The organism is Roseateles sp. P5_D6, from assembly GCF_054049415.1.
Genome location: NZ_JBFUMK010000022.1, coordinates 26,954 through 50,414 on the forward strand (window position 1 = coordinate 26,954; position 23,461 = coordinate 50,414).

Here is a 23,461-nt window from a genome sequence, read left to right on the forward strand (position 1 = left end):
GGCGGCTGCGCTCAGCCGGGCTGGCGCGCTGTGGTGGCGAGCTTGTTGAGGTCGACGCCGCTGATGACGCCGCGCAGCTGGTCGATGCCGACCTGCTCGCCCTTGGCCTCGACGATGACGCCGTTGGGCAGCAGCACCGACACCTCGGCGTGCGAGCCATCCTTGCGATAGTCCTCGCGCACCGTGCGGTCGCCCTGCTTGAACACGCGCTCGATGCGGCCATCGGCCTCCTTGTCGAGCGTCATGTTGGCCCAGCCGGCGAGGTTGGCCATGCCGGCGAGGCTGCCCATGTCGGTGATGTCCAGGCTGATGGACTTGTCGCMATTGCCATAGCGGGCCCGGGCGGATGACGAGTTGATGCCGATCGCGCCGCCGCTCTGGGCCTCGACACTGGTGCGCTTGAAGTCGCCGAGAGTCTCAGGCAGCAGCGCCTTGAGGTCCGCGGCCGGCATCGGCTTGGCCCCCCCGGTCGCACCCGTCACAGCGCCCATCATCTCGCTCAGCGCCTTGCCCGCTGCAGCGCTGTCTCCCTTGGCCTGAGCCTCCTCCATGCGTTTGCCCAGCGCCTCCATGCGCTTGGCGGCCGCGTCCATCTTGCTGGTGTCGAGGGTGACGTCGCCGCCCGGGCCCTTGAGCGTCACCGAGCCGCTACCCTGATGCCCGCCGCCCCAGCTGCCCATGCCGAGTACTGCGCTGCTCACCGCGCCCACCACCAACCCGGCCACGATGCCCGCCACCACGACCACGGCGGTGTAGCCGGCGGACTTCTCCGGCGGGTTGCGCATCAGCACTGGCAGCCCGAGGTAGATGAGGTAGATCGAATAGAGCCCGCACAGCAGGCCCAGCACGCTCAGCGAGGGCAGGAGCTGGAACACCCCGCCCACGAAGCCAGCCGTGCAGCCATACGCCACCAGCTTGAGCGCGGCCAGGGGGTCGGGCGTGCCGCCGAAGGTGGGCGCCAGCGCGTTCACCAGCAGCGAAAGCAGGTAGACCATGCCCAGCGACAGCACATAGCCCACCACCATATGCACCAGGCCGCTCACGAAAGGCACGCGGAAGCTGATGCCGAAGCCACCCATTCCGATCACCGACATGCCGATGAAGCCCGCCACCGCCGGTATCGCCGCCAGGATGAGCAGCCATTCCTTGTACAGGGACTGCACCGTGGCGGTCTCCTGGGCGATCTGCGGCCAGGTGTCCTTGGGCTTGAGCAGGATGTCTTGGATGCGCTGAACCAGAATCATGGCGATCTCCGCAGGGGTGCCGCATCGTAGAAGCCGGCACCTGCGTGGCACATGGGGCTTTCATGAAGCCGCTCGCGGCGCTGACGTCTTTGGCGTTGGCGAAGCCGTGCTTCCCGAATCGCCGCTTCTGCGAAACCGTACCCGCCCGTAATCTGCAAGCAGCAAAACTTGCGCGTGCCGCGCTGGGCTCACCGGCCCGTGGCACACCGGAAGGCGAGGGGGCCACAAGCCGTTTCGCGAGTTCGGTCGCAAGGGTTTGCTCAGCACGGGCCAGAATGCGCGGCTTCTCATGCCGCTGCCGCCGATGCGCCTCCTCCACGTCCTGTTCGCCCTGCTGTTGCCGACCCTCGCGCAGGCCTGGGGCAACCACACCCCCATGTGCTACCGCGCCTTCGAGCGCATGCCCGAGGTTGCGAACGTTGCGGTCGTGAAGGCCGAACCTCTCGTCGACTTCCTTCGCGACCAGGAAGTGGCCATCGCCGCTCGGCTCGACGCTCAGGAGGCTTTGCTGCGCGAGCGCCTGAAGGGGCATGCCCCCCGGCCCGAGGCGCTGCGCTTTGTGGCCGATGCCAAACGCAGCGATGACGAGCGACGCGCTGCCTTCCTGCGCGCGCTGCGCCTGTCGCCCCAGGCCAGGCTGGCCCTCTATCTGCAGATCGACCCGCGCAACCCCGACGCCAGCCGCCCTGCACTGGATGTCGGCGTGGTCAGTGCCGCCACCCCGGGCAAGGGCGCGACCCAGCGCTTCGTCACACTGCAGCCCGGCGAGACCGTCGCGCCGCTGGCCGTGCTGGCCTCGGCCTGCGACGAGCCCGACTACGGCCACGACCTCAATCTCTTTGACGACAACCCGGGCAGCCCGGCCGACCCGGCTTACGGCTTCGGCAAGCAGCCTTTCGGGAACGCGGCCGTTGCCATCGGCTCGCAGGCTCCTTTTCACATGGGCTTCTTTCACCAGGGCGCCGTCTTCAACACCCTGGCGCCCAGCTTTGCGCGCACCTTCACCGAGTTGCGCGTGCAGCAGTACAGCGCATTGGCCGCGTTGGCCTGGCAGAGCGGCCATGCCTATTGGGGTTGGCGCTTTGCGGGCATGGCCCTGCACCATGTCGAGGACCTGACGCAGCCTTATCACTCCAGCGCAGCGCCGGGCGCGACGCTGAGCCACATGATGTGGGTCAACCTCAAGGCCCAGCTGGGCGCGCCGGCAGATCGCCAGGGATTGGTCGTGCTGCAAAGCAACCGCCATTTCGTGCTGGAGCAGTTCCAGACGCGCTGGATCATCGACAACGCGCAGCAGCGTCGCGATGGCCCGCTGGAGCTCGCGCTGCGCGACGCCACCCGCGACGGTCACTACCCGGCCTGGGGTTTCGACTATGTACGCGACATCGTCGCGGCCGAGGCGTTCAAGGCCGGGCCGGCGACGGATGCAGCCGTCGTGGTCGGCGCGCCGGCGAAATTCGTCACTGACCCCAATTTGGACTTTGCTGCCAACGAAGCCCAGTTCGGCCCCGAGCTGGCGCGCGACCTGCAGGGTCAACGCGATGCCTTGCACCGGGCCATCGCCGAGCTGCTGGGCCATTTCGGCGCGCACAGCCGCAACGCACTGCGTGGGATGTTGAAGCAGGCCAGCGCGCCGCATTGATCTTCGCAAACCACGAAACGCCAGTCGTTTTCTGGCGCAGAATCTCTATCTTCACGAAGGCTATGCTGGAGTTGGACGATCAACATGCGCCACGACCTCACCACTCTCAATCTCGTGCTCGCCATCGAGCAGACCCGCTCGATCACGCGCGGCGCCGCCCAGGAACACCTGGCGCTGGCAGCCGCCAGCAAGCGCCTGTCTGACCTGGAAAGCCGCCTCGGCGTGCAGCTCTTTGAGCGGCGCGCGAGGGGGGTCGAACCTACCGAGGCCGGCCGCGCCTTGGTGCGCCATATCCGTTCGCTGCACGCATCCCTCTACGCACTCGAGACCGAGGTCATGGAGTTTTCGCGCGGCATCAAGGGCCATCTGCGCATCGCCGCCAACAGCAGTGCCATCACCGAGGCGCTGCCGCCGCATCTGGTGGGTTTCTCGCAGGCGCACAGCCAGATCCGCATCAGCCTGGAAGACCTGACCAGCGCCGAGGCCCAGGCCGCGGTGGCGGAAGGGCGTGCCGACATCGGTGTGTTCTCGCCGCCTCTGCTGGACAACCGGCTGCAGACGTGGACGTTTGCGCACGGTCGCCTCGCGGCGCTCGTGCCCTTGAAGCACCCGCTGGCCCAGCGCGAGGAAGTCACCTTCGACGACCTGCTGGCTTATGACCTCATCGGCCTGCATGCCGGTGCCAGCGCCCAAGAGCTGATGCGCGAGCAGGCGGCGGCACGCGGCAAGACGCTGAATGCGCGCTGGCAGGTGCGTGGCTTTGATGCCATCGCCCAGCTCGTCGAGGCTGGCCTGGGCGTGGCCGTGCTGCCCGAGCAACCGGCCGAGCGCTTCACGCGCGTCTTCGGCGTGCGCTGCCTGCGGCTTGAAGAGCCGTGGGCCGAGCGCGAATATGTATTGGGTGTGCTGCGCCAGCAGCGTCTGCCCACCGTGGTGCAACGCTTCGTGGACACCCTGATTCCTCGAGAGAAGCAATGACTTCAAGAACCCTCTACGACAAGCTCTGGGATGAGCATGTCGTGCACTCCGAGCCGGATGGCACGGCACTGCTCTACATCGACCGCCACCTCGTCCATGAGGTGACCAGCCCGCAGGCCTTTGAAGGCCTGGACCTGGCCGGCCGCAAGGTCTGGCGCTTGAGCGCCAACCTCGCCGTCAGCGATCACAACGTGCCGACGACGGATCGCTCGCAAGGCATTGCCGACCCGATCTCGCGCCTGCAGGTCGACACGCTGGACGCCAACTGCGACCGCGTCGGCATCACGCAGTTCAAGATGAACGACAAGCGCCAGGGCATCGTGCAYGTCATCGGCCCCGAGCAGGGCGCSACGCTGCCSGGCATGACGGTCGTCTGCGGCGACAGCCACACGTCCACGCACGGCGCYTTCGGCGCGCTGGCACATGGCATCGGCACCAGCGAGGTCGAGCATGTGCTGGCCACGCAGACGCTGTCGGCCAAGAAGGCCAAGAACCTGCTCGTCAAGGTCGAAGGCCAATGCCCCAAGGGCGTCGGCGCCAAGGACATCGTGCTGGCCATCATCGGCAAGATCGGCACGGCCGGCGGCAACGGCTACACCATCGAGTTTGCGGGCGCGGCTATCCGCTCACTCTCGATGGAAGGTCGCATGACCGTCTGCAACATGGCCATCGAGGCCGGTGCGCGCGCCGGGCTCATCGGCGTGGACGAAACGACCATTGCCTACGTGAAAGGCCGCCCCTTTTCCCCGCAGGGCGTGGAGTGGGACCAGGCCGTCGCCTACTGGCGCACGCTGCATTCGGATCCCGGCGCCCATTTCGACAAGGTCGTCGAGCTCGACGCCGCGCAGATCCGCCCGCAAGTCAGCTGGGGCACCTCGCCCGAGATGGTGCTGKCCATCGACGACCGCGTGCCCGACCCCGACAAGGAAAARGACGCCRWCAAGCGCGRYGCCATCGARCGCGCGCTGACCTACATGGCGCTGGAACCCAACAAGGCCATCAGCGACATCCATGTCGACAAGGTCTTCATCGGCTCCTGCACCAACAGCCGCATCGAGGACATGCGCGAGGCTGCGGCCGTCGTGCGCCGTGTCGGTGGCCGGCTGGCCAAGAACATCAAGCTGGCCCTGGTTGTGCCGGGTTCCGGCCTCGTCAAGGCGCAAGCCGAAGCCGAAGGCCTGGACCAGGTCTTCAAGGCCGCCGGCTTTGAGTGGCGAGAGCCGGGCTGCTCCATGTGCCTGGCCATGAACGCCGACCGCCTGGAGCCGGGCGAGCGCTGCGCGTCGACCAGCAACCGCAATTTCGAAGGCCGCCAGGGTGCCGGTGGTCGCACCCATCTCGTCAGTCCCGCCATGGCCGCAGCGGCCGCGATGACCGGCCACTTTGTCGACGTTCGTACCCTGAGCTGATCATGGACAAGTTCACCATCCACAAAGGGCTGGTCGCGCCCATGGACCGCGACAACGTCGACACCGACGCCATCATTCCCAAGCAGTTTCTGAAGTCGATCAAGCGCAGCGGCTTCGGCCCCAACCTGTTCGACGAATGGCGCTATCTGGACCATGGCGAGCCTGGCCAGGACCCCGCCAGCCGCCAGCCCAACCCCGACTTCGTGCTGAACCAGCCGCGCTATGCCGGCGCCAGCGTGCTGGTCGCGCGCAGCAACTTCGGCTGTGGTTCCAGCCGCGAGCACGCGCCCTGGGCGTTGCAGCAGTACGGCTTCCGCGCCATCCTGGCGCCGAGCTTCGCCGACATCTTCTTCAACAACTGCTTCAAGAACGGCCTGCTGCCCATCGTCCTGCCGGAAAGCGCCATCGCGCGCCTGTTCGACGAGGTCTATGCCTTCCCCGGCTACCAGCTGGTCGTCGACCTGCCGCGCCAGGTGGTGGTCAAGCCCGACGGTGCCGAGCTCCCGTTCGACATCGAGCCCTTCCGTAAGGAGTGCCTGATCGGCGGCCTGGATGAAATCGGCCTGACGCTGCAGCACACCGACAAGATCCGCGCCTACGAGGCTCAGCGCATTGCCGCCAAGCCCTGGCTGAACAACCGAGTGATTTGAGATGAAGAAGATTGCAGTACTGCCGGGCGACGGCATCGGCCCAGAAATCATGGCCGAGGCCGTCAAGGTGCTGAAGGCGCTGGACCTGCCTTTGCAGCTCGACTGGGCCGACGTCGGCGGCAAGGCCTACGAGACCAGCGGCCACCCGCTGCCGCCCGCCACGCTGAAGCTGGCCCAGGAAGCCGACGCCGTACTGTTCGGYGCCGTSGGCGACTGGAAATACGACAAGCTSGASMGSYCGYTGCGCCCCGAGCAGGCCATCYTGGGCCTGCGYAARRMSCTGGGCCTGTTCGCCAACTTCCGCCCGGCCATCTGCTACGAGCAGCTCACGCACGCCTCGTCGCTGAAGCCTGAGCTGGTGGCGGGCCTCGACATCCTGCTGATTCGCGAACTGACCGGCGACATCTACTTCGGCCAGCCGCGCGGCCGCCGCACGGCCGTGGACGGCCACTTCCCCGGCGCCGACGAAGCCTTCGACACGATGCGCTACTCGCGTCCCGAGATCGAGCGCATCGCCCACGTTGCCTTCCAGGCCGCCCGCAAGCGCGGCAAGCGCCTGACCAGCGTCGACAAGGCCAATGTGCTGGAGACCTCGCAGTTCTGGAAGGACATCGTCATCGAAGTCCACGCCCAGTACCCCGACGTCGAGCTGGACCATATGTACGTGGACAACGCAGCCATGCAGCTCGTCAAGGCGCCGAAGAAGTTCGACGTSRTCGTGACYGGCAACATGTTCGGCGACATCCTGTCCGAYGARGCYGCGATGCTGACCGGGTCSATCGGCATGCTGCCGTCGGCCTCGTTGGACGCCAACAACAAGGGCCTCTACGAACCCAGCCACGGCAGCGCGCCGGACATCGCAGGCAAGGGCATCGCCAATCCTCTGGCTACAATCCTGTCCGCTGCCATGATGCTCAAGTTCTCCCTCAACCAAGCCGACGCTGCCGCTCGTATCGAGCAGGCCGTGCAATCGGTGCTGGCCCAGGGCTTGCGCACTGCCGACATCTGGTCCGAAGGCACCTCGAAGGTCACGACCATCGAGATGGGCGACGCAGTCGTCAAAGCCATTACGACCACGAAAACCATCAAGAGCTAAAGCTCCGTCTCGTCTCGCCCCACCAAACCCCGGCGAACGAGCCGGGGCCCAAAGTGGATGGGGTTTGGTGAAGCAAAGGAATGATGATGACGACCTTGGTAGGCCTCGTAGGCTGGCGCGGCATGGTGGGCTCGGTGCTCATGGAGCGCATGACCACTGAACGCGATTTCGACCTGATCGAGCCGCTGTTCTTCTCGACGTCCAACGCCGGCGGCGCCGCCCCGGTCCAGGCCAAGAACGAGAAGTCGCTGCAGAACGCCTTCGACATCGAACAGCTCAAGCGCTGCGACATCATCATCACCGCCCAGGGCGGCGACTACACGACCGAGGTCTACCCCAAGCTACGCGCCGCGGGCTGGGCCGGCCACTGGATCGACGCCGCCTCGACCCTGCGCATGGCCGATGACGCCGTCATCATCCTGGACCCCGTCAACCGCCCGGTCATCGACCAGGCGCTGAGCAACGGCGGCAAGAACTGGATCGGCGGCAACTGCACCGTCAGCTGCATGCTGATGGGCGTGGGCGCGCTGTACAAGGCTGGCCTCGTTGAGTGGATGTCCACCCAGACCTACCAGGCCGCTTCCGGCGGCGGTGCCCAGCACATGCGCGAACTGCTGACCCAGTACGGCACGCTGAACGCGTCGGTCAGGTCGCTGCTGGACGACCCGAAGAGTGCCATCCTCGACATCGACCGCCTGTTGGCCGAGAAGCAGCGCACGCTGTCGCCCGACGAGGTGGCCAACTTTGGCGTGCCGCTGGGCGGCTCCTTGATCCCCTGGATCGACAAGGACCTCGGCAACGGCATGTCCAAGGAAGAGTGGAAGGGCATGGCCGAGACCAACAAGATCCTCGGCTCGGGCGCCATTCCCGTCGACGGCTTCTGCGTCCGCGTCGGCGCAATGCGCTGCCACAGCCAGGCCCTGACCTTCAAGCTGAAGAAGGACGTGCCCCTGGCCGACATCGAGGCCATGATCGCCGCCGACAACGCCTGGGTGAAGGTCGTGCCGAACACGCGCGAAGCCACCATCCGCGACCTGACGCCCGTGGCCGTCACTGGCACGATGACCATCCCCGTCGGCCGCCTGCGCAAGCTGGCCATGGGCCCCGAGTACCTGGGTGCCTTCACCATCGGTGACCAGCTGCTGTGGGGCGCCGCCGAGCCGCTGCGCCGCATGCTGCGCATCCTGCTCGAGCGTTGATAGACCGAACATGCCTTGCGCCCCGCGTGGCGCAAGGCATGATTTGCTTACGGTCTTTTACGGTTTGACCTAGGGTTCACCCGGGCATCGATATTGGAACGAAGCGACACATCAGGTACCCCTTGAGCATTTCAGCGTATATGCTTGATGCCGTTGTGTTTTTTATTCCAGACTCGACACAGGCTATAACGTGCAGCCCAGCGTGCAAACCAGCGTGCAGACCAGGCTCGTGCCGCGCGTTCTGAAGATCGAGACAGGCGGGGCTTTGTGCCCCGCCTTGTTGCTTTGGGGAATGCCTTGAAAGATTACATCCGCGACGCATTCGAGGGAGTTCGACCCATGGGATTTGCTCGCCATCATCTGGCGCTTGCTGCTGCGCTGCTCGTAGCCGGCGGTGGTGCGCAAGCGCTTGGCCTGGGCAAGCTGAATGTGCAGTCGGCCCTGGGCGAGACCATGCGCGCCGAGATCGACGTCACCAGCCTGACACCCGAGGAGGCGTCGACGCTGAAGGTGCGCGTCGCGCCCCCCGAGTCCTACCGCGCCACTGGCGTGGAATACAACCCGGTGCTGACGTCGACCCAGGTTCAGATCGTGCGCAGCAACGGCCGCACCCTGCTGCGCGTCAGCAGTGATCGCTCGGTCCAGGAGCCGTTTGTCGACGTCATCCTCGAATTGAGCTGGTCCAGTGGCCGCCTGGTGCGCGAATACACGCTGCTGTTCGACCCGCCAAGCCTGCCCAAGCCCGCGCCGATCATCACGGCACCGCCGGCCGTGGCCGCCGCGCCTGCGCCGGCCACCGCTGCGTCGAGCGAGGCTGTTCCCGCACCGGCGCCGGCTGTGACTTCAGCCTTGCCGCGCAACGGTTCCGCATCGGCGCCAGCGCCGGTGGCCGCGGCCCGCCCGCCTGCTGCCGCACCCGCTCCCGTTCGACCACCGGCCACGGCGGCCTCCGAGTACGCCGTGCGCCCTGGCGACTCGCTGTCCAAGATTGCCACGCGCACCCAGGTCAGCGGCATCTCGCTGGACCAGATGCTGGTCGGCCTGTTCCGAAACAATCCCGACGCCTTCATCGACGGCAACATGAACCTGCTGAAGTCGGGTGCCGTGTTGCAGGTCCCGTCCAGCGACTCGCTGGCCGCGGTGCCCGCGCCCGAAGCGCGTCGTGTCATCCTGGCCCAGAGCGCCGATTTCTCGGCCTACCGCCAGCGCCTGGCCTCCGCCGCGCCGACGCTGCAAAACAGCGGGAGCGAGCGCCAGTCCAAAGGACAGGTGCAGGCCGCCGTCGAGGACCGCAAGCCCGCCGCTGCGCCGACGCCCGACAAGCTCACCCTCAGCAAGGCTGGCAGCACCGCCGCCAGCGCCGCCGAGGCCAAGCTGTCCAAGGACACCGAGAAGAAGGACGCCGCCGCCCGCGTAGCCGAGCTGACCCGCAATGTCGAGGAGCTGAAGAAGCTCTCCAGTGCGGCCAAGCCAGCGGCGCCGGCGCCCACCACAGCGTCCGCGCCCGCGCCCGCAACGCCGGTGCTGCCCGCGCCGGTCGTGGCGACTGCCGAGCCCGCATCCGCTGCTGCGTCGACGCCGGTTGCGGCTGCGGCAAGTGCGGCCGCGTCCCGTCCTGCGCCGCGCGCCAGTGCACCGCTGGCACCGCCGCCCGCTGCCGAGCCACCGGGCTTCATCGAGCAATTGCTCGACAGCCCCATCGTGCTGCCCCTGGCCGGTGTCCTCGTCGCCGTGCTAGGCGGCCTGGGCCTGTACCGCCTGCGCTCGCGCCGCCCGGCCCATGCAGCCGAGACCGGCTTCCACGAAAGCCGCCTGCAGCCCGATTCCTTCTTCGGCGGCACCGGCGGCCAGCGCGTCGACACGCGCGACGCGCAGAACAGCGGCCAGTCGTCGATGAGCTATTCGCTCAGCCAGCTCGACGCGATTGGTGACGTCGATCCGGTCGCGGAAGCCGACGTCTACCTGGCCTATGGCCGCGACCTGCAGGCCGAGGAAATCCTCAAGGAAGCCCTGCGCGCCAATCCCACGCGCCTGGCCATCCGCCTGAAGTTGTTGGAGGTCTACGCCAAGCGCCGTGACACCAAGGGCTTCGAGCAACTGGCCGTGCAGCTTTACGCCGAGACCAAGGGTTCGGGCGAGGACTGGGGCAAGGCCCAGGAGCTGGGGCGCGGCATCGACCCGGACAACCCGCTCTATCAGCCTGGCGGCGCGCCCGCTCATGTCGAGGATGGCCCCGAGCTGCGCCCCGAGCCGATGAATGCCAGCACGCTGCCCCAGACTGCGTTGCCGAGCGGCGCGTCGGCCGCTGCTGCGGCGGCTGCGGCTCATATGGCGACCGATGCGATGCGCGGCGGTCCCGACACCGGGCCGGTCAGCGGCTTCGACCTGGCGCTTGATCTGGATCTGGATGCGCCCGAGCCGGTTTCGCCGAATGCGATGGCGGCCACCCAGGCCATGCCCGCTTCGATCGAACAGGCGCCGATGACGATGGACTTCGACATCTCCAGCCGCGGCACCCGCACGGCACCCCCCGCGCCGGACCTGAACTTCGATCTCAGCAGCATGGGGGGGCTGCCGCCGTCGCCTGCGGTCCCTGCATCGGCGTCCACCGACCTGGATTTCGACTTCGGCGAGCCCACGCTGCCTGGCGAGACGAATCCCGAGGTGCTGGGGGCGGCTCTCGAAGGGCTGGGTGATGACGAAGGCGACCCGCTGCTGCGTCAGCTCGAGCTGGCCGACGAATTCCGTCAGATCGGTGACACCGAAGGTGCCCGCGAAGTGCTCCAGGAGCTGATCCAGCGTGCCAGCGGCCCGTTGCGTGACAAGGCGCAGGCCATGCTGAACGAGCTGCGCTAAGGCTCAGCCGCGATACTTCAACGCCCGGCTTGCCGGGCGTTTTTACTTGGAGCCCATGAGAGTCGCACTAGGAGTCAGCTACCGCGGTGGCGGCTACAACGGCTGGCAGAGCCAGCCGGACGGCCGCACCGTGCAGGATGCGCTTGAAAAAGGCTTGTCCGCGTTCGCTGCACAGCCCATCCGCACGGTCTGCGCCGGCCGCACCGATGCGGGCGTGCATGGCATCAACCAGGTCATCCATTTCGACACCGAGGTCGAGCGCGAGCTGTTTTCCTGGGTGCGCGGCAGCAACCGCTACTTGCCGCCCGACATCGCCATCCAGTGGTGCCGCTTTCCGGGCGACACCTTTCACGCCCGAAACTCCGCTCGTGGCCGGCGTTATGCCTATCTGCTGCTGGAATCCGCCGTGCGGCCGGCCATCGAATCCGGGCAGTGTGGCTGGGTGTTCCGCCCGCTCGACCAGGCCGCCCTCGAAGCCGCTGCCGGACGCCTCATTGGCGAACACGACTTCTCGTCCTTCCGTTCGTCCGAATGCCAGGCCGCTTCGCCGGTGAAGACGCTGCGCGAGATCCGCGTGCAACGGCGCGGCGCCTACTGGCGCTTCGAATTCGAGGCCAGTGCCTTCCTGCATCACATGGTGCGCAACCTGATGGGCTGCATCCTCGCCGTCGGCAGCGGTACGCGCTCGGCGGATTGGGTGTCGGACGTGCTCGCCGCGCGGGACCGCAAAGTGGCGGCTCCGACCTTTGCCCCTGATGGGCTCTACTTTCTCGGCCCGACCTACGATGTCGAACTCGACATCCCGCGCGAGGTCGCGGCTCTGAATTGGCTTCCATGACTCGAATCAAGATCTGTGGCCTGACCCGTGAAGCCGACGTGGAGGCGGCCGTCGAAGCCGGCGCCGACGCTATCGGCTTCGTCTTCTACGCCAAGAGCCCGCGCGCCGTGACGCCCGAGCGGGCGAGGGCGCTGGCCAGGCTGTTACCGCCCTTCGTCACGCCGGTCGGCCTGTTCGTCAACGCGACCGACGCCGAGCTGAATGCGGGCTTCGATGCGCTGCCCAATATGCTCGTCCAGTTCCACGGCGACGAGACGCCCGCCGACTGCGATCGCGCCAACCGGCCCTATCTGCGCGCCGCCCGCATGGCGCCAGGGGTCGATTTGCTAAACTTCGCCACTCAATTTCCCAACGCCCAGGCCCTGCTGCTCGACGCCCACGTCGACGGTTATGGCGGTGGCGGCAAGGTCTTCGATTGGTCACTCATTCCTCCAAGCGTCAGCTCTCGCCTCGTTTTGTCTGGTGGGTTGAATGCAGCAAACGTCGCCGATGGCATCGCGACGGTACGGCCCTGGGCCGTTGATGTGAGTTCCGGCGTCGAGGTGTCCAAGGGCATCAAGAGCGCCGACCTGATCCATGAGTTCTGCCGCGCTGTTCGTCTCGCTGACAGCCGCGCCGACGCAGAACTGACCCGATAGAGGAAGACCATGTTCCAGTACGACCAGCCCGACGCGACCGGGCATTTCCGCCATGCGGGCACCACGACCTTCGGCGGCAGCTTCGTCTCCGAGACCCTCGTCCATGCGCTGGACCAGCTCAAGGACGCCTACGCCCACTACCGCAATGACGCCGAGTTCATCGCCGAGTACAAGAAGGAGCTCAAGCACTTCGTCGGCCGCCCGAGCCCGATCTATCACGCCGACCGCCTGAGCCGCGAACTCGGCGGCGCGCAGGTCTACCTGAAGCGCGAGGACCTCAACCACACCGGCGCACACAAGATCAACAACGTCATCGGCCAGGCCCTGCTGGCCAAGCGCATGGGCAAGCCGCGCGTCATCGCCGAGACCGGCGCCGGCCAGCACGGCGTGGCCACGGCGACCATCTGCGCGCGCTACGGCCTGGAGTGCGTCGTCTACATGGGCAGCGAGGATGTGAAGCGCCAGTCGCCCAATGTCTACCGCATGAAGCTGCTCGGTGCGACCGTCGTGCCGGTGGAGAGCGGCAGCAAGACGCTGAAGGACGCCCTCAACGAGGCGATGCGCGACTGGGTCACCAACGTCGAGAACACCTTCTACATCATCGGCACCGTGGCCGGCCCGCATCCCTATCCGATGATGGTGCGCGACTTCCAGCGCGTCATCGGGCTGGAGTGCCTGGAGCAGATGCCCGAGCTGGCCGGCCGCCAGCCGGACGCCGTCATCGCCTGCGTGGGCGGTGGCTCGAACGCCATCGGCATCTTCCACCCCTATATCCCGCACGAGGCAGTCCGGCTCATCGGCGTCGAAGCAGAAGGGCAGGGCATCGCCAGTGGCAAGCATGCCGCGACGCTGACCGCTGGCAGCCCCGGCGTGCTGCACGGCAACCGTACCTACCTGCTGCAGGACGAGGACGGCCAGATCATCGAGACTCATTCCATCTCGGCCGGCCTGGATTACCCCGGTGTCGGCCCCGAGCACGCTCACTTGAAGGACATCGGCCGTGCCGAATACGTCGGCGTCACCGACGCCGAGGCACTGTCGGCCTTCCACCGGCTGTGCCGCACCGAAGGCATCATCCCGGCGCTGGAATCCAGCCACGCGGTCGCGCATGCCATCAAGCTCGCCCCGACGCTTGGGCAGGACAAGGTGCTGCTGGTCAACCTCAGCGGCCGGGGCGACAAGGACATCGGCACCGTGGCCGACCTGTCTGGTGCTGCCTATTTCGACCGACCTTCGCAAGCGGGCGAGATGGTCAAGGGAGGTGCGCAATGAGCCGCATCGCCACCACTTTCGACCAGCTCAAGGCCGCCGGCCGCAAGGCGCTGATCCCCTTCGTCACCGCGGGTGATCCGTACCCGAGTGCAACAGTCGATCTGCTGCTGGCCATGGCCGAGGCCGGCGCCGACGTCATCGAGCTGGGCGTGCCGTTTTCCGACCCGATGGCCGATGGCCCCGTCATCCAGCGCGCCGGTGAACGCGCCTTGAAGAACGGTATCGGCCTGCGCAAGGTGCTTGGCTTCGTGCGCGAGTTCCGTGCTCGTAACAACAAGACACCGCTGGTGCTGATGGGCTACGCCAACCCGGTCGAACGCTATGGCCTGGACGCCTTCGTGGCCGACGCCAAGGACGCCGGCGTGGACGGTGTGTTGATCGTCGACTACCCGCCCGAGGAATGCGAGGAGTTCGCTGCCAAGCTGCGCGCTGCCGACATGGATGCGATCTTCCTGCTCGCCCCCACGTCCACCGAGGCGCGCATGGCCCAGGTCGGCAAGCTGGCCAGCGGCTACGTGTATTACGTGTCGCTCAAGGGTGTGACCGGCGCCGGCCACCTGAACACAGCGGCCGTGGCCGAGGCTGTGCCGCGCATCCGCCAGCACGTCAGCGTGCCGGTGGGCGTTGGTTTTGGCATCCGCGACGGCGCGACGGCACGGGCCGTTGCCGACGTTTCCGACGCGGTCGTCATCGGCTCCAAGCTGGTCGAGCTGCTGGAGCGCCAGCCAGCCGATAATGTCGCCCTGACCGGCGCGGCGTTCATCCAAGACATCCGTGCCGCACTCGACAAGAGGAACTGACATGAGTTGGATCGACAAACTGCTCCCGCCCAAGATCCAGCAGGGCGACCTCGCCGACCGGCGCACGGTGCCTGAGGGCCTGTGGATCAAGTGCCCGAGCTGCGAGACGGTGCTCTACAAGACCGACCTCGAGCAGAACATCAACGTCTGCCCCAAGTGCTCGCACCACCATCGCATCGGCGCCCGTGCGCGCCTGGACGCCTTCCTCGACGGTGAAGGCCGCTACGAGATCGGCCAGGAAGTGCTGCCGGTCGACGCGCTGAAGTTCAAGGACAGCAAGAAGTACCCCGACCGCCTGAAGGAAGCGCTGGAGAACACCGGCGAGACTGACGCGCTGATCGTCATGGGCGGCGCCATCATGAGCGTGCCGGTCGTGACCGCCTGCTTCGAGTTCGACTTCATGGGCGGCTCCATGGGCTCGGTGGTCGGCGAGCGCTTCGTGCGTGGCGTCGAGACMGCCATCGAGCAGAAGACGCCCTTCATCTGCTTCACCGCCACCGGCGGCGCACGCATGCAGGAGGGTCTGCTGAGCCTGATGCAGATGGCCAAGACCAACGCCTCGCTGACGCGACTGGCCAAGGCCAAGTTGCCCTATATCAGCGTGCTGACCGACCCGACCATGGGCGGCGTGTCTGCCAGCTTCGCCTTCGTGGGCGACATCGTGCTGGCCGAGCCCAAGGCGCTGATCGGCTTCGCCGGCCCGCGCGTCATCGAGAACACCGTGCGTGAGAAGCTGCCCGCCGGCTTCCAGCGTGCCGAGTTCCTGATGGAGAAGGGTGCCATCGACATGATCGTGGACCGCCGCCAGCTGCGCGAGACGATTGCGCGCCAACTGGCCATGCTGCAACGCCAGAGCGCGGACGCCGTCGCCTGAACGCCGCCCGCAGGGTCCCAAGCCAGGCCCCGTGCCTGGCTTTTGTTTTTTGTTTCGCCATGACGCTTGACCATGACGCTCGATGAATGGCTCGCTCACTGCGAGCGCCTGCACCCCAAGTCCATCGACATGACGCTGGACCGCGTCGCGACCGTGCGCGAGCGGCTGGGCATTGCCTTCGACTGCCCGACCATCGTCGTGGCCGGCACCAACGGCAAGGGCTCGACCTGCGCGATGCTGGAGTCCATCGCGCTGCACGCCGGCTACCGCGTCGGCCTCTACATCAAGCCCCATCTCGTGCACTTCCAGGAGCGCTGCCGTGTGGGTGGCGCACCGGTGGCGGCCGAGTCGCTGGAGCCGCACTTCGAGGCCGTCGAGGCCGCCCGAGGCAACATCACGCTGACCTATTTTGAGTTCACGACGCTGGCCATCATGCGGCGTCTGCAGCATGAGCCGCTGGACCTGGTACTCCTCGAAGTCGGCCTGGGCGGGCGGCTGGATGCGGTCAACGTCATCGACGCCGACTGCGCCGTCATCACGAGCATCGATCTGGACCACACCGAGTTCCTCGGCAGCGACCGTGACAGCGTGGGCCGCGAGAAGGCCGGCATCATGCGCACGGGCCGGCCCGTCGTCGTCAGCGACCCGATGCCGCCGGCCTCGCTGGCGGAGCGGGCCCTGGAGATCGGCGCCGACCTGCGCCAGCTGGGCCGCGACTTCACCTTCAGCGGTGACCGCACGCAATGGCAATGGGCCGGGCGAGCCAAGCGCTTCTCCGGCATGGCCTATCCGGCGCTGCGCGGCGTCAACCAGCTGCTGAACGCTTCCGGCGTGCTGGCCGCCTTCGAGGCGCTGGCCGACCGGCTGCCCATCAGCGCCCAGGCTGTGCGCACCGGCTTGGCCTTGGTCGAGCTGCCCGGTCGCTTCCAGGTGCTGGCCGGCCAGCCGGCCGTCGTGCTCGACGTCGCCCACAATCCGCACGCCGTCGCGGCGCTGGCCCAGAACCTGGACCAGATGGGCTTTTTCCCGCGCACCCATGCCGTTTTTGGGGCGATGGCGGACAAGGACCTGGCGGGCATCCTGGCCAGGATCGCGCCGCTGGTGGACGTCTGGCATTTCACCGACCTGGCCATTCCCCGCGCCGCCAAGGCCGAGCAGCTCGAAGCGGCCTTTCTCGCTGCCGGGCTGAAGACGCCGCCCGATGTCGCGACGCACACCCATGCCAACCCGCTGGACGCCCTGCATGCAGCGGCGGCCGGGGCGACCACGGCCGATAGAATCCTCGTCTTCGGTTCCTTCTACACCGTGGGCGGGGTGCTTCAACAGGGCCTGCCGCGCGTGACGGCTGGTGCTACCGCACCCCAGCCCCCCACCTTCCACTGACGCCAGACGCTGCCGATGGGCCTGTTTTCCTTTCTCAAGCGCGATGACACCGCCGCCGCGGTGCCGCCCAAAAAGTCGGCCAAGTCCGGCGCCAAGGCGGCCGACGACGTGCAGCAGCTGCGCTTGCGCGCCCGCCGCCGCCTTATCGGCGCGGCCGTGCTGGTGGCGGCCGGTGTGGTCGGCTTCCCTCTGATCTTCGAAACCCAGCCGCGGCCGATTCCCGTCGACTTGCCTATCGACATCCCTCGCAAGGACACCGCGCCGCCGCTGGCCGTGCCGACTCGCGAGCCGCTGACCCAGGCCGATACGGCTGCCGCGCCCGAAATCACGCCCCCGCCCGCCGTGGCCCCTGCTGTCGTGCCTGCGGAAGCCAAGCCGGCCGAAAAGCCCGCTGAGAAGCCGCCGGTCAGACTTGCCGAAAAGCCTGCTGAAAAACCGGCCGAGAAGCCCGCAGATAAGCCGACCGACAAGCCCAAGGCCCATGGCGGCGACGGTGCGCGTGCCCAGGCCTTGCTGGAAGGCAAGGAGGCCTCGGCCAGCATGCCAACTGCGTCTGCCGCGCGCTTCATCGTGCAGGTAGGTGCCTACGGTGAGAACAAGACCGCGCAGGACGTACGCAGCAAGGTCGAGAAGCTCGGCCTCAAGACCTATGCCCAGGCCGTGGACACGGCCGATGGTCGCCGCGTGCGCGTGCGCCTGGGGCCGTTTGCCAGCCGCGACGAGGCCGAGCGCGCCGCGTCCAAGCTCAAGGGCGCGGGCCTGCCCGGCGCCATCCTGACGCTGTAGCCCGCCATGGACGTCGCGCTCAGCTGGGTCGACCTCGCGTTCGCGGCAGTGCTGCTGATCTCGATCGGCATCGGCCTGTGGCGCGGCCTGATCTTCGAGGTCATGTCACTCGCCGGCTGGGTGGTCGCCTATTTCGCCGCGTCGCCGCTGGCGCCTGTCGTCGAGGACCTGCTGCCTGCCTCCATGACCAGCAAGTTCGGCCCTGCCGCCCTGCATGTTGTCGCGCTGGCGATCGCCTTCTTTTTCGTGCTGATCGTCTGGAGCCTGGCCTCGCGCCTGGTCAAGACGCTGATTCACGCCACGCCGCTGTCCATCGTGGACCGCCTGGGTGGCGCCGGTTTTGGTGCGCTGCGTGGTGTCTTCATCGCACTGTTGCTTGTGCTCGTCATTGGCGCTTCGCCCCTGGCGGAGTCAAGCACCTGGCGGGCCTCGCGTGCCGCACCCGTGCTCAGTGATGTACTGCTCGACGTGGCGCCCTTGCTGCCCGAACCACTTGCCCGATTTGTTTCCCGCTCGATGACCCCATCTGAAGCGGAATCGACTGACTAAGGATCTCCGCCATGTGTGGCATCGTCGGCGCTCTTGCTGCCTCCCCCGTCAACCAGCTCCTGTATGACGCGCTGCTGCTGCTGCAGCACCGCGGCCAGGACGCCGCCGGCATCGTCACCATGCAGGGCAACAAGTGCTTCATGCACAAGGCGCGCGGCATGGTGCGTGATGTCTTCCGCACCCGCAACATGCGCGCGCTGCCGGGCAGCATCGGCCTGGGCCAAGTGCGCTACCCGACAGCCGGCAATGCCTACAGCGAGGAAGAGGCGCAGCCCTTCTACGTGAACGCGCCTTTCGGCATCGTGCTGGTGCACAACGGCAACCTGACCAATGCGCATGCACTGAAGGACGAGCTCTTCGACATCGACCGTCGCCACATCAACACCGASAGCGACACCGAGGTGCTGATCAACGTGCTGGCGCACGAGCTGGAGCTGGCCGCGCGCGACCTGCCACTGACGCCCAAGGAGATCTTCTCCGCCGTGCGTGCGGTGCAAAAGCGCATCAAGGGCAGCTACGCCGTCATCGCGCTGATCGCCGGCCAGGGCCTGCTGGCTTTCCGCGACCCCTTCGGCATCCGCCCGCTGTGCTTCGGCCGCTCGGCCAACGGCGAGGTCATGGTGGCCAGCGAAAGCGTTGCGCTGGAAGGTACCGGCCACCAGCTGGAGCGCGACGTGGCGCCCGGCGAGGCCCTCTTCATCGACATGACCGGCAAGCTGCACACCGAGCAGTGCAATGACAACCCGACGCTGAACCCCTGCATGTTCGAGTTCGTCTACCTGGCCCGCCCGGACTCGGTGATGGACGGCATCTCGGTCTACCAGGCGCGGCTGAACATGGGCGAGACGCTGGCCCAGCGGGTCATTTCCACCATGCCGCCCAACGAGATCGACGTCGTCATCCCGATTCCGGAAAGCAGCCGCCCGTCGGCCATGCAGCTGGCCCACCGCATCGGCAAGCCCTATCGAGAGGGCTTCGTGAAGAACCGCTATGTCGGCCGCACCTTCATCATGCCGGGGCAGGGCGCGCGCAAGAAGTCGGTGCGCCAGAAGCTCAATGCCATCGGTGTCGAGTTCAAGGACCGGAATGTGCTGCTGGTGGATGACTCCATCGTGCGCGGCACCACGTCCAAGGAGATCGTGCAGATGGCTCGCGAGGCGGGCGCGCGCAAGGTCTACCTTGCTTCCGCTGCGCCGCCGGTGCGCTATCCCAACGTCTACGGCATCGACATGCCGACGACCGAGGAGCTGATCGCACACAACCGCTCCGTCGAGGAGATCCGCCAGTACATCGGCGCCGATGCGCTGATTTACCAGGACGTGGATGCGATGAAGCGCGTCGTCGCCGCGCTGCGTCCGGGCCTCGCCGGCTTCGAGGCGAGCTGCTTCGATGGCCACTACGTGACCGGTGACGTGAGTCTCGAAGACTTCGCCACGCTGCGCGCGCAACGCACCAGCCAGCCCAGCGAGGAAGACGCCGACGCACGTGGCCGCCTGGCGCTGCAAAGCGACAGTGAGCAATAGGGGCTGAACGCATGAGCGACCCCGCTCGCCGCACCTTGCCCGAGGGCCTGCGCCCGGAGACGCTGGCCGTGCGCACGGCGCTGGCGCCTAGCCAGCATGGCGAGAACTCCGAAGCGCTGTTCCTGACCACGGCCTACGTCCAGCCCGACGCGGAAACCTCGGCGCGCAAGTTCTCCAACTCCGAGGACTTCACCTACTCGCGCACCAGCAACCCGACCGTGCGCAGCCTGGAGGCGCGCCTGGCTGCGCTGGAGGGTACCGAGGCGGCGATCGCTACGTCCACTGGCATGAGCGCCATCCTGCTGCTCGGCATGGGCGTGTTGAAGGCCGGCGATCACGTCGTCTGCTCGCGCTCCGTGTTCGGCTCGACCATCAATCTGTTCGCCAAGGAATTCGCCAAGTTCGGTGTCGAGACCAGCTTTGTCTCGCAGACTGACCTCGCCGAATGGCGTGCAGCCGTCAAGGCGACAACCAAACTGCTCTTCGCCGAGACGCCGACCAACCCGCTGACCGAGGTCTGCGACATCCGCGCCTTGGCGGACATTGCCCACGGAGCCGGCGCCATCCTGGCGGTCGACAACACCTACTCGACGCCAGCGCTGCAGCGCCCCACCGAGATGGGTGCCGACATCGTCATGCATTCGGCCACCAAGTACATGGATGGCCAGGGTCGCGTGATGGCCGGCGCGCTGTGTGGCTCCAGCAAGTTGATCCGCGATGTCTTCGGCCCGGTGCTGCGTACCGTCGGCATGACGCTGGCGCCTTTCAACGCCTGGGTCGTGCTCAAGGGCTTGGAGACGCTGTCGCTGCGCATGAAGGCCCAGAGCGAGCAGGCCCTGGCCGTTGCGCGCTGGCTGGAGGCGCAGCCGGAGGTGGACCATGTCTACTACCCATCGCTCGCATCCCATCCTCAGCATGACCTGGCCATGCGCCAGCAAAGCGGGCAGGGCGGGGCGGTGCTGTCCTTCGACCTGCGCGCCGATACCTCTGAAGCTGCACGCGCAGCGGCTTTCCACGTCATCGACAGCACGCGCGTGCTGTCCATCGCCACCAATCTCGGCGATACGAAATCCATCATCACTCACCCCGCGACGACCTCGCATGGCCGCCTGACCGAGGACCAACGTCAAGCCGCCGGCATCGGGCAGGGGCTGATCCGCCTGGCCGTTGGCCTCGAGCATGTAGACGACATCACTGACGATCTGCTGCGTGGCCTTTCCACTTTGAAAATCCGATGAGCTTCACTTTCGACAAGGTCCGCACGCGCATCGCACCGTCGCCGACCGGCTTTCTGCACCTGGGCACGGCCCGCACCGCCCTTTTTTCCTGGGCCTATGCCCGGCACCACGGCGGCGAGTTCGTGCTGCGCATCGAGGACACGGATGTGGCCCGCTCCACGCAGGACTCGGTCGACCAGATCATTGCGGCGATGAACTGGCTCGGCCTGAACTACGACGAGGGTCCGATCTACCAGATGCAGCGCCTGGACCGCTATCAGGCCGTCGTCGAACAGTTGATCAGCGAGGGCAAGGCCTATCGCTGTTACGCGACGCCGGAGGAACTGGACGCGATGAAGGAGGCTCAGCAGGCCCGCGGCGAGAAGAAGCTCTACGACCGCCGCTGGCGCCCCGAGCCGGGCAAGGTGCTGCCCGCCCCGCCGGAGGGTGTGAAGCCCGTCATCCGCTTCGCCAACCCCGTCGACGGCGACGTGACCTGGGACGACCTGGTCAAGGGGCCGATCACGATCAACAACCGCGAGATCGACGACCTCATCATCGTGCGCACCGACGGTGTGCCGACCTACAACTTCGCCGTCGTCGTCGATGACTGGGACATGCGCATCAGCCATGTTTTCCGCGGCGACGAGCACATCAACAACACGCCCTGGCAAATCAACATCTTCAATGCGCTGGGCGCACCGCTGCCGCAGTTTGGACACCTGCCCATCATCCTGGGTGACGATGGCCAGAAGTTGTCCAAGCGCCGCGGCGCTGTCAGCGTGACGGCCTATGCCGACGGTGGCTACCTGCCCGAGGCCATGCTGAATTACCTGGCCCGCCTGGGCTGGAGCCATGGCGACGATGAGTTGTTCACGGCCGAGCAAATGGTGGCCTGGTTCGATGGCTCGCACCTGTCCAAGAGCCCCGCGCAGTGGGACCCGGCCAAGCTGGACTGGGTCAACGGCCATTACCTGAAGCAGATCGATGAGGGCCGGCTGGCTGATCTTGTCGTCACGCAACTCAAGGCCAAGGGTATTCAAGCCACGGCAGAGCAGGTCCAGCCCAAGGTCGGTCTGTTCAAGGATCGCTGCGCGACGGCCGCCGCACTGGCCGATTGGCTCGCGATGTATTTCGCGCCCGTCATGCCATCGGTCGAGGATCTTGCGGCTTACATCACCGATGCCGTGCGCCCGGCACTGGCTGTGCTGGCAGAACGACTGTCGGCCATGACCGACTGGAACAAGGCCGGCATCCAGCAGGCCTTGAAGGAAACCCTTGCGGCCACCGGACTGAAGATGCCGCAGTTGGCGGTACCGGTGCGCGTGCTGGTGTGCGGGCGTTCTCAGACCCCGAGTGTGGATGCCGTGCTGGAGCACTTCGACAAGAAAAAAGTCCTCGAACGCTTGCATTCCATTTGAATTTCGTCATATACTCTTGGTCTCGCTTGAACAGCGCTGTTAACGAAGAGACTGACAACAGTCAACTCGAAAACACGGGGGTATAGCTCAGCTGGGAGAGCGCTTGCATGGCATGCAAGAGGTCAGCGGTTCGATCCCGCTTACCTCCACCAAAAAGGCCTTGGCTTATTGGATGGCGCGCGGTTCAAGTTGCGAAGGTTTCGTCCCCTTCGTCTAGAGGCCTAGGACACCACCCTTTCACGGTGATTACAGGGGTTCGAATCCCCTAGGGGACGCCAAGTTTGATGAGCTTGGATATTGTCGAAGGACGGTATCGAATTCATCCCACGCGGAGTGGTAGTTCAGTTGGTTAGAATACCGGCCTGTCACGCCGGGGGTCGCGGGTTCGAGCCCCGTCCACTCCGCCAAGGATTCCATCGGGTCCACCCGATAAAAGAACGGCCAATTTATTGGCCGTTTGCTTTTTGCGACCGGTTTATACCGGGGGTATAGCTCAGCTGGGAGAGCGCTTGCATGGCATGCAAGAGGTCAGCGGTTCGATCCCGCTTACCTCCACCAAATACTCTTGTGGTTTTTGTGTGGCACGCAGTTTGTTTAAAAAGTTCTGTCCCCTTCGTCTAGAGGCCTAGGACACCACCCTTTCACGGTGATTACAGGGGTTCGAATCCCCTAGGGGACGCCAATATTGGCAATCTCGTCGTATGATGGGAATGCGATTGGCAATCCCGTCGCAAGACGGGCAAGTTTGATGAGCTTGGATATTGTCGAAAGACGGTATCGAATTCATCCCACGCGGAGTGGTAGTTCAGTTGGTTAGAATACCGGCCTGTCACGCCGGGGGTCGCGGGTTCGAGCCCCGTCCACTCCGCCAAAAACAGCAATGCCCCGAAACCATAGGTTTCGGGGCATTTTTACTTGGCTGCTTAGGAGACGAGGCCGCGGGCCGGGGCGGGCGCTGTGCCAGCGTCGTCATTCCCGCCGGTGCCATGAATCTGTGGGCTGGCTGGGCCGGCAGGGCGCTGTTCAGCCGGCGCGGCCCGTGGGGCTTCGGCGGGACCGCGCTTGCCACTGACAACGAGGCGAGCG

At 66.3% G+C, this 23,461-nt stretch carries 19 protein-coding genes and 6 tRNA genes; 24 read left to right on the plus strand and 1 reads right to left on the minus strand.

Annotation, left to right across the window (positions count from 1 at the left end; genetic code table 11):
- Positions 1–11: 11 nt before the first annotated feature.
- Positions 12–1,244, minus strand: coding sequence for a YIP1 family protein (locus ACXJKM_RS24060; RefSeq protein ID WP_457355762.1), 1,233 nt, complete (start codon positions 1,242–1,244; stop codon positions 12–14).
- Positions 1,245–1,548: 304 nt separating this feature from the next.
- Between ACXJKM_RS24060 and ACXJKM_RS24065 the strand changes: the two genes are divergently transcribed.
- The 24 genes from ACXJKM_RS24065 (at position 1,549) to ACXJKM_RS24180 (ending at position 23,246) form a co-directional block, all read left to right on the plus strand.
- Positions 1,549–2,886, plus strand: a complete 1,338-nt coding sequence (locus ACXJKM_RS24065) for a hypothetical protein (protein ID WP_457355764.1) — start codon at positions 1,549–1,551, stop codon at positions 2,884–2,886.
- 84 nt (positions 2,887–2,970) lie between these two features.
- Complete coding sequence (locus ACXJKM_RS24070) at positions 2,971–3,864, plus strand: LysR family transcriptional regulator (RefSeq protein ID WP_056196636.1); 894 nt, start codon at positions 2,971–2,973, stop codon at positions 3,862–3,864.
- Positions 3,861–5,273, plus strand: coding sequence for a 3-isopropylmalate dehydratase large subunit (leuC, locus tag ACXJKM_RS24075; RefSeq protein WP_457355766.1), 1,413 nt, complete (start codon positions 3,861–3,863; stop codon positions 5,271–5,273). The genes ACXJKM_RS24070 and leuC overlap by 4 nt, the downstream gene beginning before the upstream one ends.
- Positions 5,274–5,275: 2 nt before the next feature.
- Positions 5,276–5,923 carry a 3-isopropylmalate dehydratase small subunit gene (leuD, locus tag ACXJKM_RS24080; protein ID WP_457355768.1) on the plus strand — a complete coding sequence of 216 codons (648 nt, stop codon included), beginning with the start codon at positions 5,276–5,278 and terminating at the stop codon, positions 5,921–5,923.
- A gap of 1 nt (position 5,924) precedes the next feature.
- The gene (leuB, locus tag ACXJKM_RS24085) at positions 5,925–7,019 is read left to right on the plus strand and encodes a 3-isopropylmalate dehydrogenase (RefSeq protein WP_457355769.1); all 1,095 of its coding nucleotides are present in this window, start codon (positions 5,925–5,927) and stop codon (positions 7,017–7,019) included.
- Positions 7,020–7,105: 86 nt separating this feature from the next.
- Positions 7,106–8,218 (plus strand): aspartate-semialdehyde dehydrogenase, encoded by a 1,113-nt coding sequence (asd, locus tag ACXJKM_RS24090; protein WP_457355771.1) that lies wholly within the window; start codon positions 7,106–7,108, stop codon positions 8,216–8,218.
- A 339-nt stretch (positions 8,219–8,557) separates the two neighbouring features.
- Positions 8,558–11,074: a FimV/HubP family polar landmark protein gene (locus ACXJKM_RS24095; RefSeq protein ID WP_457355772.1), complete on the plus strand. Its 2,517-nt coding sequence runs from the start codon at positions 8,558–8,560 to the stop codon at positions 11,072–11,074.
- Positions 11,075–11,129: 55 nt separating this feature from the next.
- Positions 11,130–11,912, plus strand: a complete 783-nt coding sequence (truA, locus tag ACXJKM_RS24100) for a tRNA pseudouridine(38-40) synthase TruA (protein WP_457355774.1) — start codon at positions 11,130–11,132, stop codon at positions 11,910–11,912.
- On the plus strand, positions 11,909–12,550 hold the full coding sequence (locus tag ACXJKM_RS24105) for a phosphoribosylanthranilate isomerase (RefSeq protein ID WP_457355776.1): 642 nt from the start codon (positions 11,909–11,911) through the stop codon (positions 12,548–12,550). The genes truA and ACXJKM_RS24105 overlap by 4 nt, the downstream gene beginning before the upstream one ends.
- Before the next feature lie 9 nt (positions 12,551–12,559).
- Positions 12,560–13,822: a tryptophan synthase subunit beta gene (trpB, locus tag ACXJKM_RS24110; RefSeq protein WP_457355778.1), complete on the plus strand. Its 1,263-nt coding sequence runs from the start codon at positions 12,560–12,562 to the stop codon at positions 13,820–13,822.
- Positions 13,819–14,622 (plus strand): tryptophan synthase subunit alpha, encoded by an 804-nt coding sequence (trpA, locus tag ACXJKM_RS24115; RefSeq protein WP_056196656.1) that lies wholly within the window; start codon positions 13,819–13,821, stop codon positions 14,620–14,622. The genes trpB and trpA overlap by 4 nt, the downstream gene beginning before the upstream one ends.
- A gap of 1 nt (position 14,623) precedes the next feature.
- Entirely contained in the window at positions 14,624–15,496 is an 873-nt protein-coding gene (accD, locus tag ACXJKM_RS24120) for an acetyl-CoA carboxylase, carboxyltransferase subunit beta (protein WP_056196658.1), read from the plus strand.
- Between the two features lie 72 nt (positions 15,497–15,568).
- Positions 15,569–16,879, plus strand: coding sequence for a bifunctional tetrahydrofolate synthase/dihydrofolate synthase (folC, locus tag ACXJKM_RS24125; protein WP_457355780.1), 1,311 nt, complete (start codon positions 15,569–15,571; stop codon positions 16,877–16,879).
- A 15-nt stretch (positions 16,880–16,894) separates the two neighbouring features.
- A complete protein-coding gene (locus tag ACXJKM_RS24130) occupies positions 16,895–17,665 on the plus strand; it encodes an SPOR domain-containing protein (protein WP_457355782.1) in 771 nt (256 codons plus the stop codon).
- Positions 17,666–17,671: 6 nt separating this feature from the next.
- Positions 17,672–18,214 carry a CvpA family protein gene (locus tag ACXJKM_RS24135; RefSeq protein ID WP_056196668.1) on the plus strand — a complete coding sequence of 181 codons (543 nt, stop codon included), beginning with the start codon at positions 17,672–17,674 and terminating at the stop codon, positions 18,212–18,214.
- 11 nt (positions 18,215–18,225) lie between these two features.
- Positions 18,226–19,737: an amidophosphoribosyltransferase gene (purF, locus tag ACXJKM_RS24140; protein ID WP_457355784.1), complete on the plus strand. Its 1,512-nt coding sequence runs from the start codon at positions 18,226–18,228 to the stop codon at positions 19,735–19,737.
- A gap of 11 nt (positions 19,738–19,748) precedes the next feature.
- Positions 19,749–20,975 carry an O-succinylhomoserine sulfhydrylase gene (locus tag ACXJKM_RS24145; protein WP_457355786.1) on the plus strand — a complete coding sequence of 409 codons (1,227 nt, stop codon included), beginning with the start codon at positions 19,749–19,751 and terminating at the stop codon, positions 20,973–20,975.
- A complete protein-coding gene (gene gltX / locus ACXJKM_RS24150; RefSeq protein ID WP_457355788.1) occupies positions 20,972–22,375 on the plus strand; it encodes a glutamate--tRNA ligase in 1,404 nt (467 codons plus the stop codon). Before ACXJKM_RS24145 ends, gltX begins: the two co-directional genes overlap by 4 nt.
- Before the next feature lie 76 nt (positions 22,376–22,451).
- A tRNA-Ala gene (locus ACXJKM_RS24155) sits at positions 22,452–22,527 on the plus strand.
- 50 nt (positions 22,528–22,577) lie between these two features.
- Positions 22,578–22,653: transfer RNA gene (locus ACXJKM_RS24160), tRNA-Glu, on the plus strand.
- A gap of 52 nt (positions 22,654–22,705) precedes the next feature.
- Positions 22,706–22,782, plus strand: a tRNA-Asp gene (locus ACXJKM_RS24165).
- A 75-nt stretch (positions 22,783–22,857) separates the two neighbouring features.
- Positions 22,858–22,933: transfer RNA gene (locus ACXJKM_RS24170), tRNA-Ala, on the plus strand.
- A gap of 48 nt (positions 22,934–22,981) precedes the next feature.
- Positions 22,982–23,057 (plus strand) — tRNA-Glu (locus tag ACXJKM_RS24175).
- A 112-nt stretch (positions 23,058–23,169) separates the two neighbouring features.
- Positions 23,170–23,246, plus strand: a tRNA-Asp gene (locus ACXJKM_RS24180).
- The last annotated feature ends 215 nt before the right edge of the window (positions 23,247–23,461 follow it).

Bases quoted from the DNA above. Each gene is read 5' to 3' on its own strand.
- trpB (WP_457355778.1), top strand. From the start codon at position 12,560: ATGTTCCAGTACGACCAGCCCGACGCGACCGGGCATTTCCGCCATGCG.
- trpA (WP_056196656.1), top strand. From the start codon at position 13,819: ATGAGCCGCATCGCCACCACTTTCGACCAGCTCAAGGCCGCCGGCCGC.
- ACXJKM_RS24095 (WP_457355772.1), top strand. From the start codon at position 8,558: ATGGGATTTGCTCGCCATCATCTGGCGCTTGCTGCTGCGCTGCTCGTA.
- leuD (WP_457355768.1), top strand. From the start codon at position 5,276: ATGGACAAGTTCACCATCCACAAAGGGCTGGTCGCGCCCATGGACCGC.
- ACXJKM_RS24135 (WP_056196668.1), top strand. From the start codon at position 17,672: ATGGACGTCGCGCTCAGCTGGGTCGACCTCGCGTTCGCGGCAGTGCTG.
- ACXJKM_RS24070 (WP_056196636.1), top strand. From the start codon at position 2,971: ATGCGCCACGACCTCACCACTCTCAATCTCGTGCTCGCCATCGAGCAG.
- gltX (WP_457355788.1), top strand. From the start codon at position 20,972: ATGAGCTTCACTTTCGACAAGGTCCGCACGCGCATCGCACCGTCGCCG.
- ACXJKM_RS24130 (WP_457355782.1), top strand. From the start codon at position 16,895: ATGGGCCTGTTTTCCTTTCTCAAGCGCGATGACACCGCCGCCGCGGTG.
- ACXJKM_RS24145 (WP_457355786.1), top strand. From the start codon at position 19,749: ATGAGCGACCCCGCTCGCCGCACCTTGCCCGAGGGCCTGCGCCCGGAG.
- folC (WP_457355780.1), top strand. From the start codon at position 15,569: ATGACGCTCGATGAATGGCTCGCTCACTGCGAGCGCCTGCACCCCAAG.
- ACXJKM_RS24065 (WP_457355764.1), top strand. From the start codon at position 1,549: ATGCGCCTCCTCCACGTCCTGTTCGCCCTGCTGTTGCCGACCCTCGCG.
- ACXJKM_RS24105 (WP_457355776.1), top strand. From the start codon at position 11,909: ATGACTCGAATCAAGATCTGTGGCCTGACCCGTGAAGCCGACGTGGAG.
- truA (WP_457355774.1), top strand. From the start codon at position 11,130: ATGAGAGTCGCACTAGGAGTCAGCTACCGCGGTGGCGGCTACAACGGC.
- asd (WP_457355771.1), top strand. From the start codon at position 7,106: ATGACGACCTTGGTAGGCCTCGTAGGCTGGCGCGGCATGGTGGGCTCG.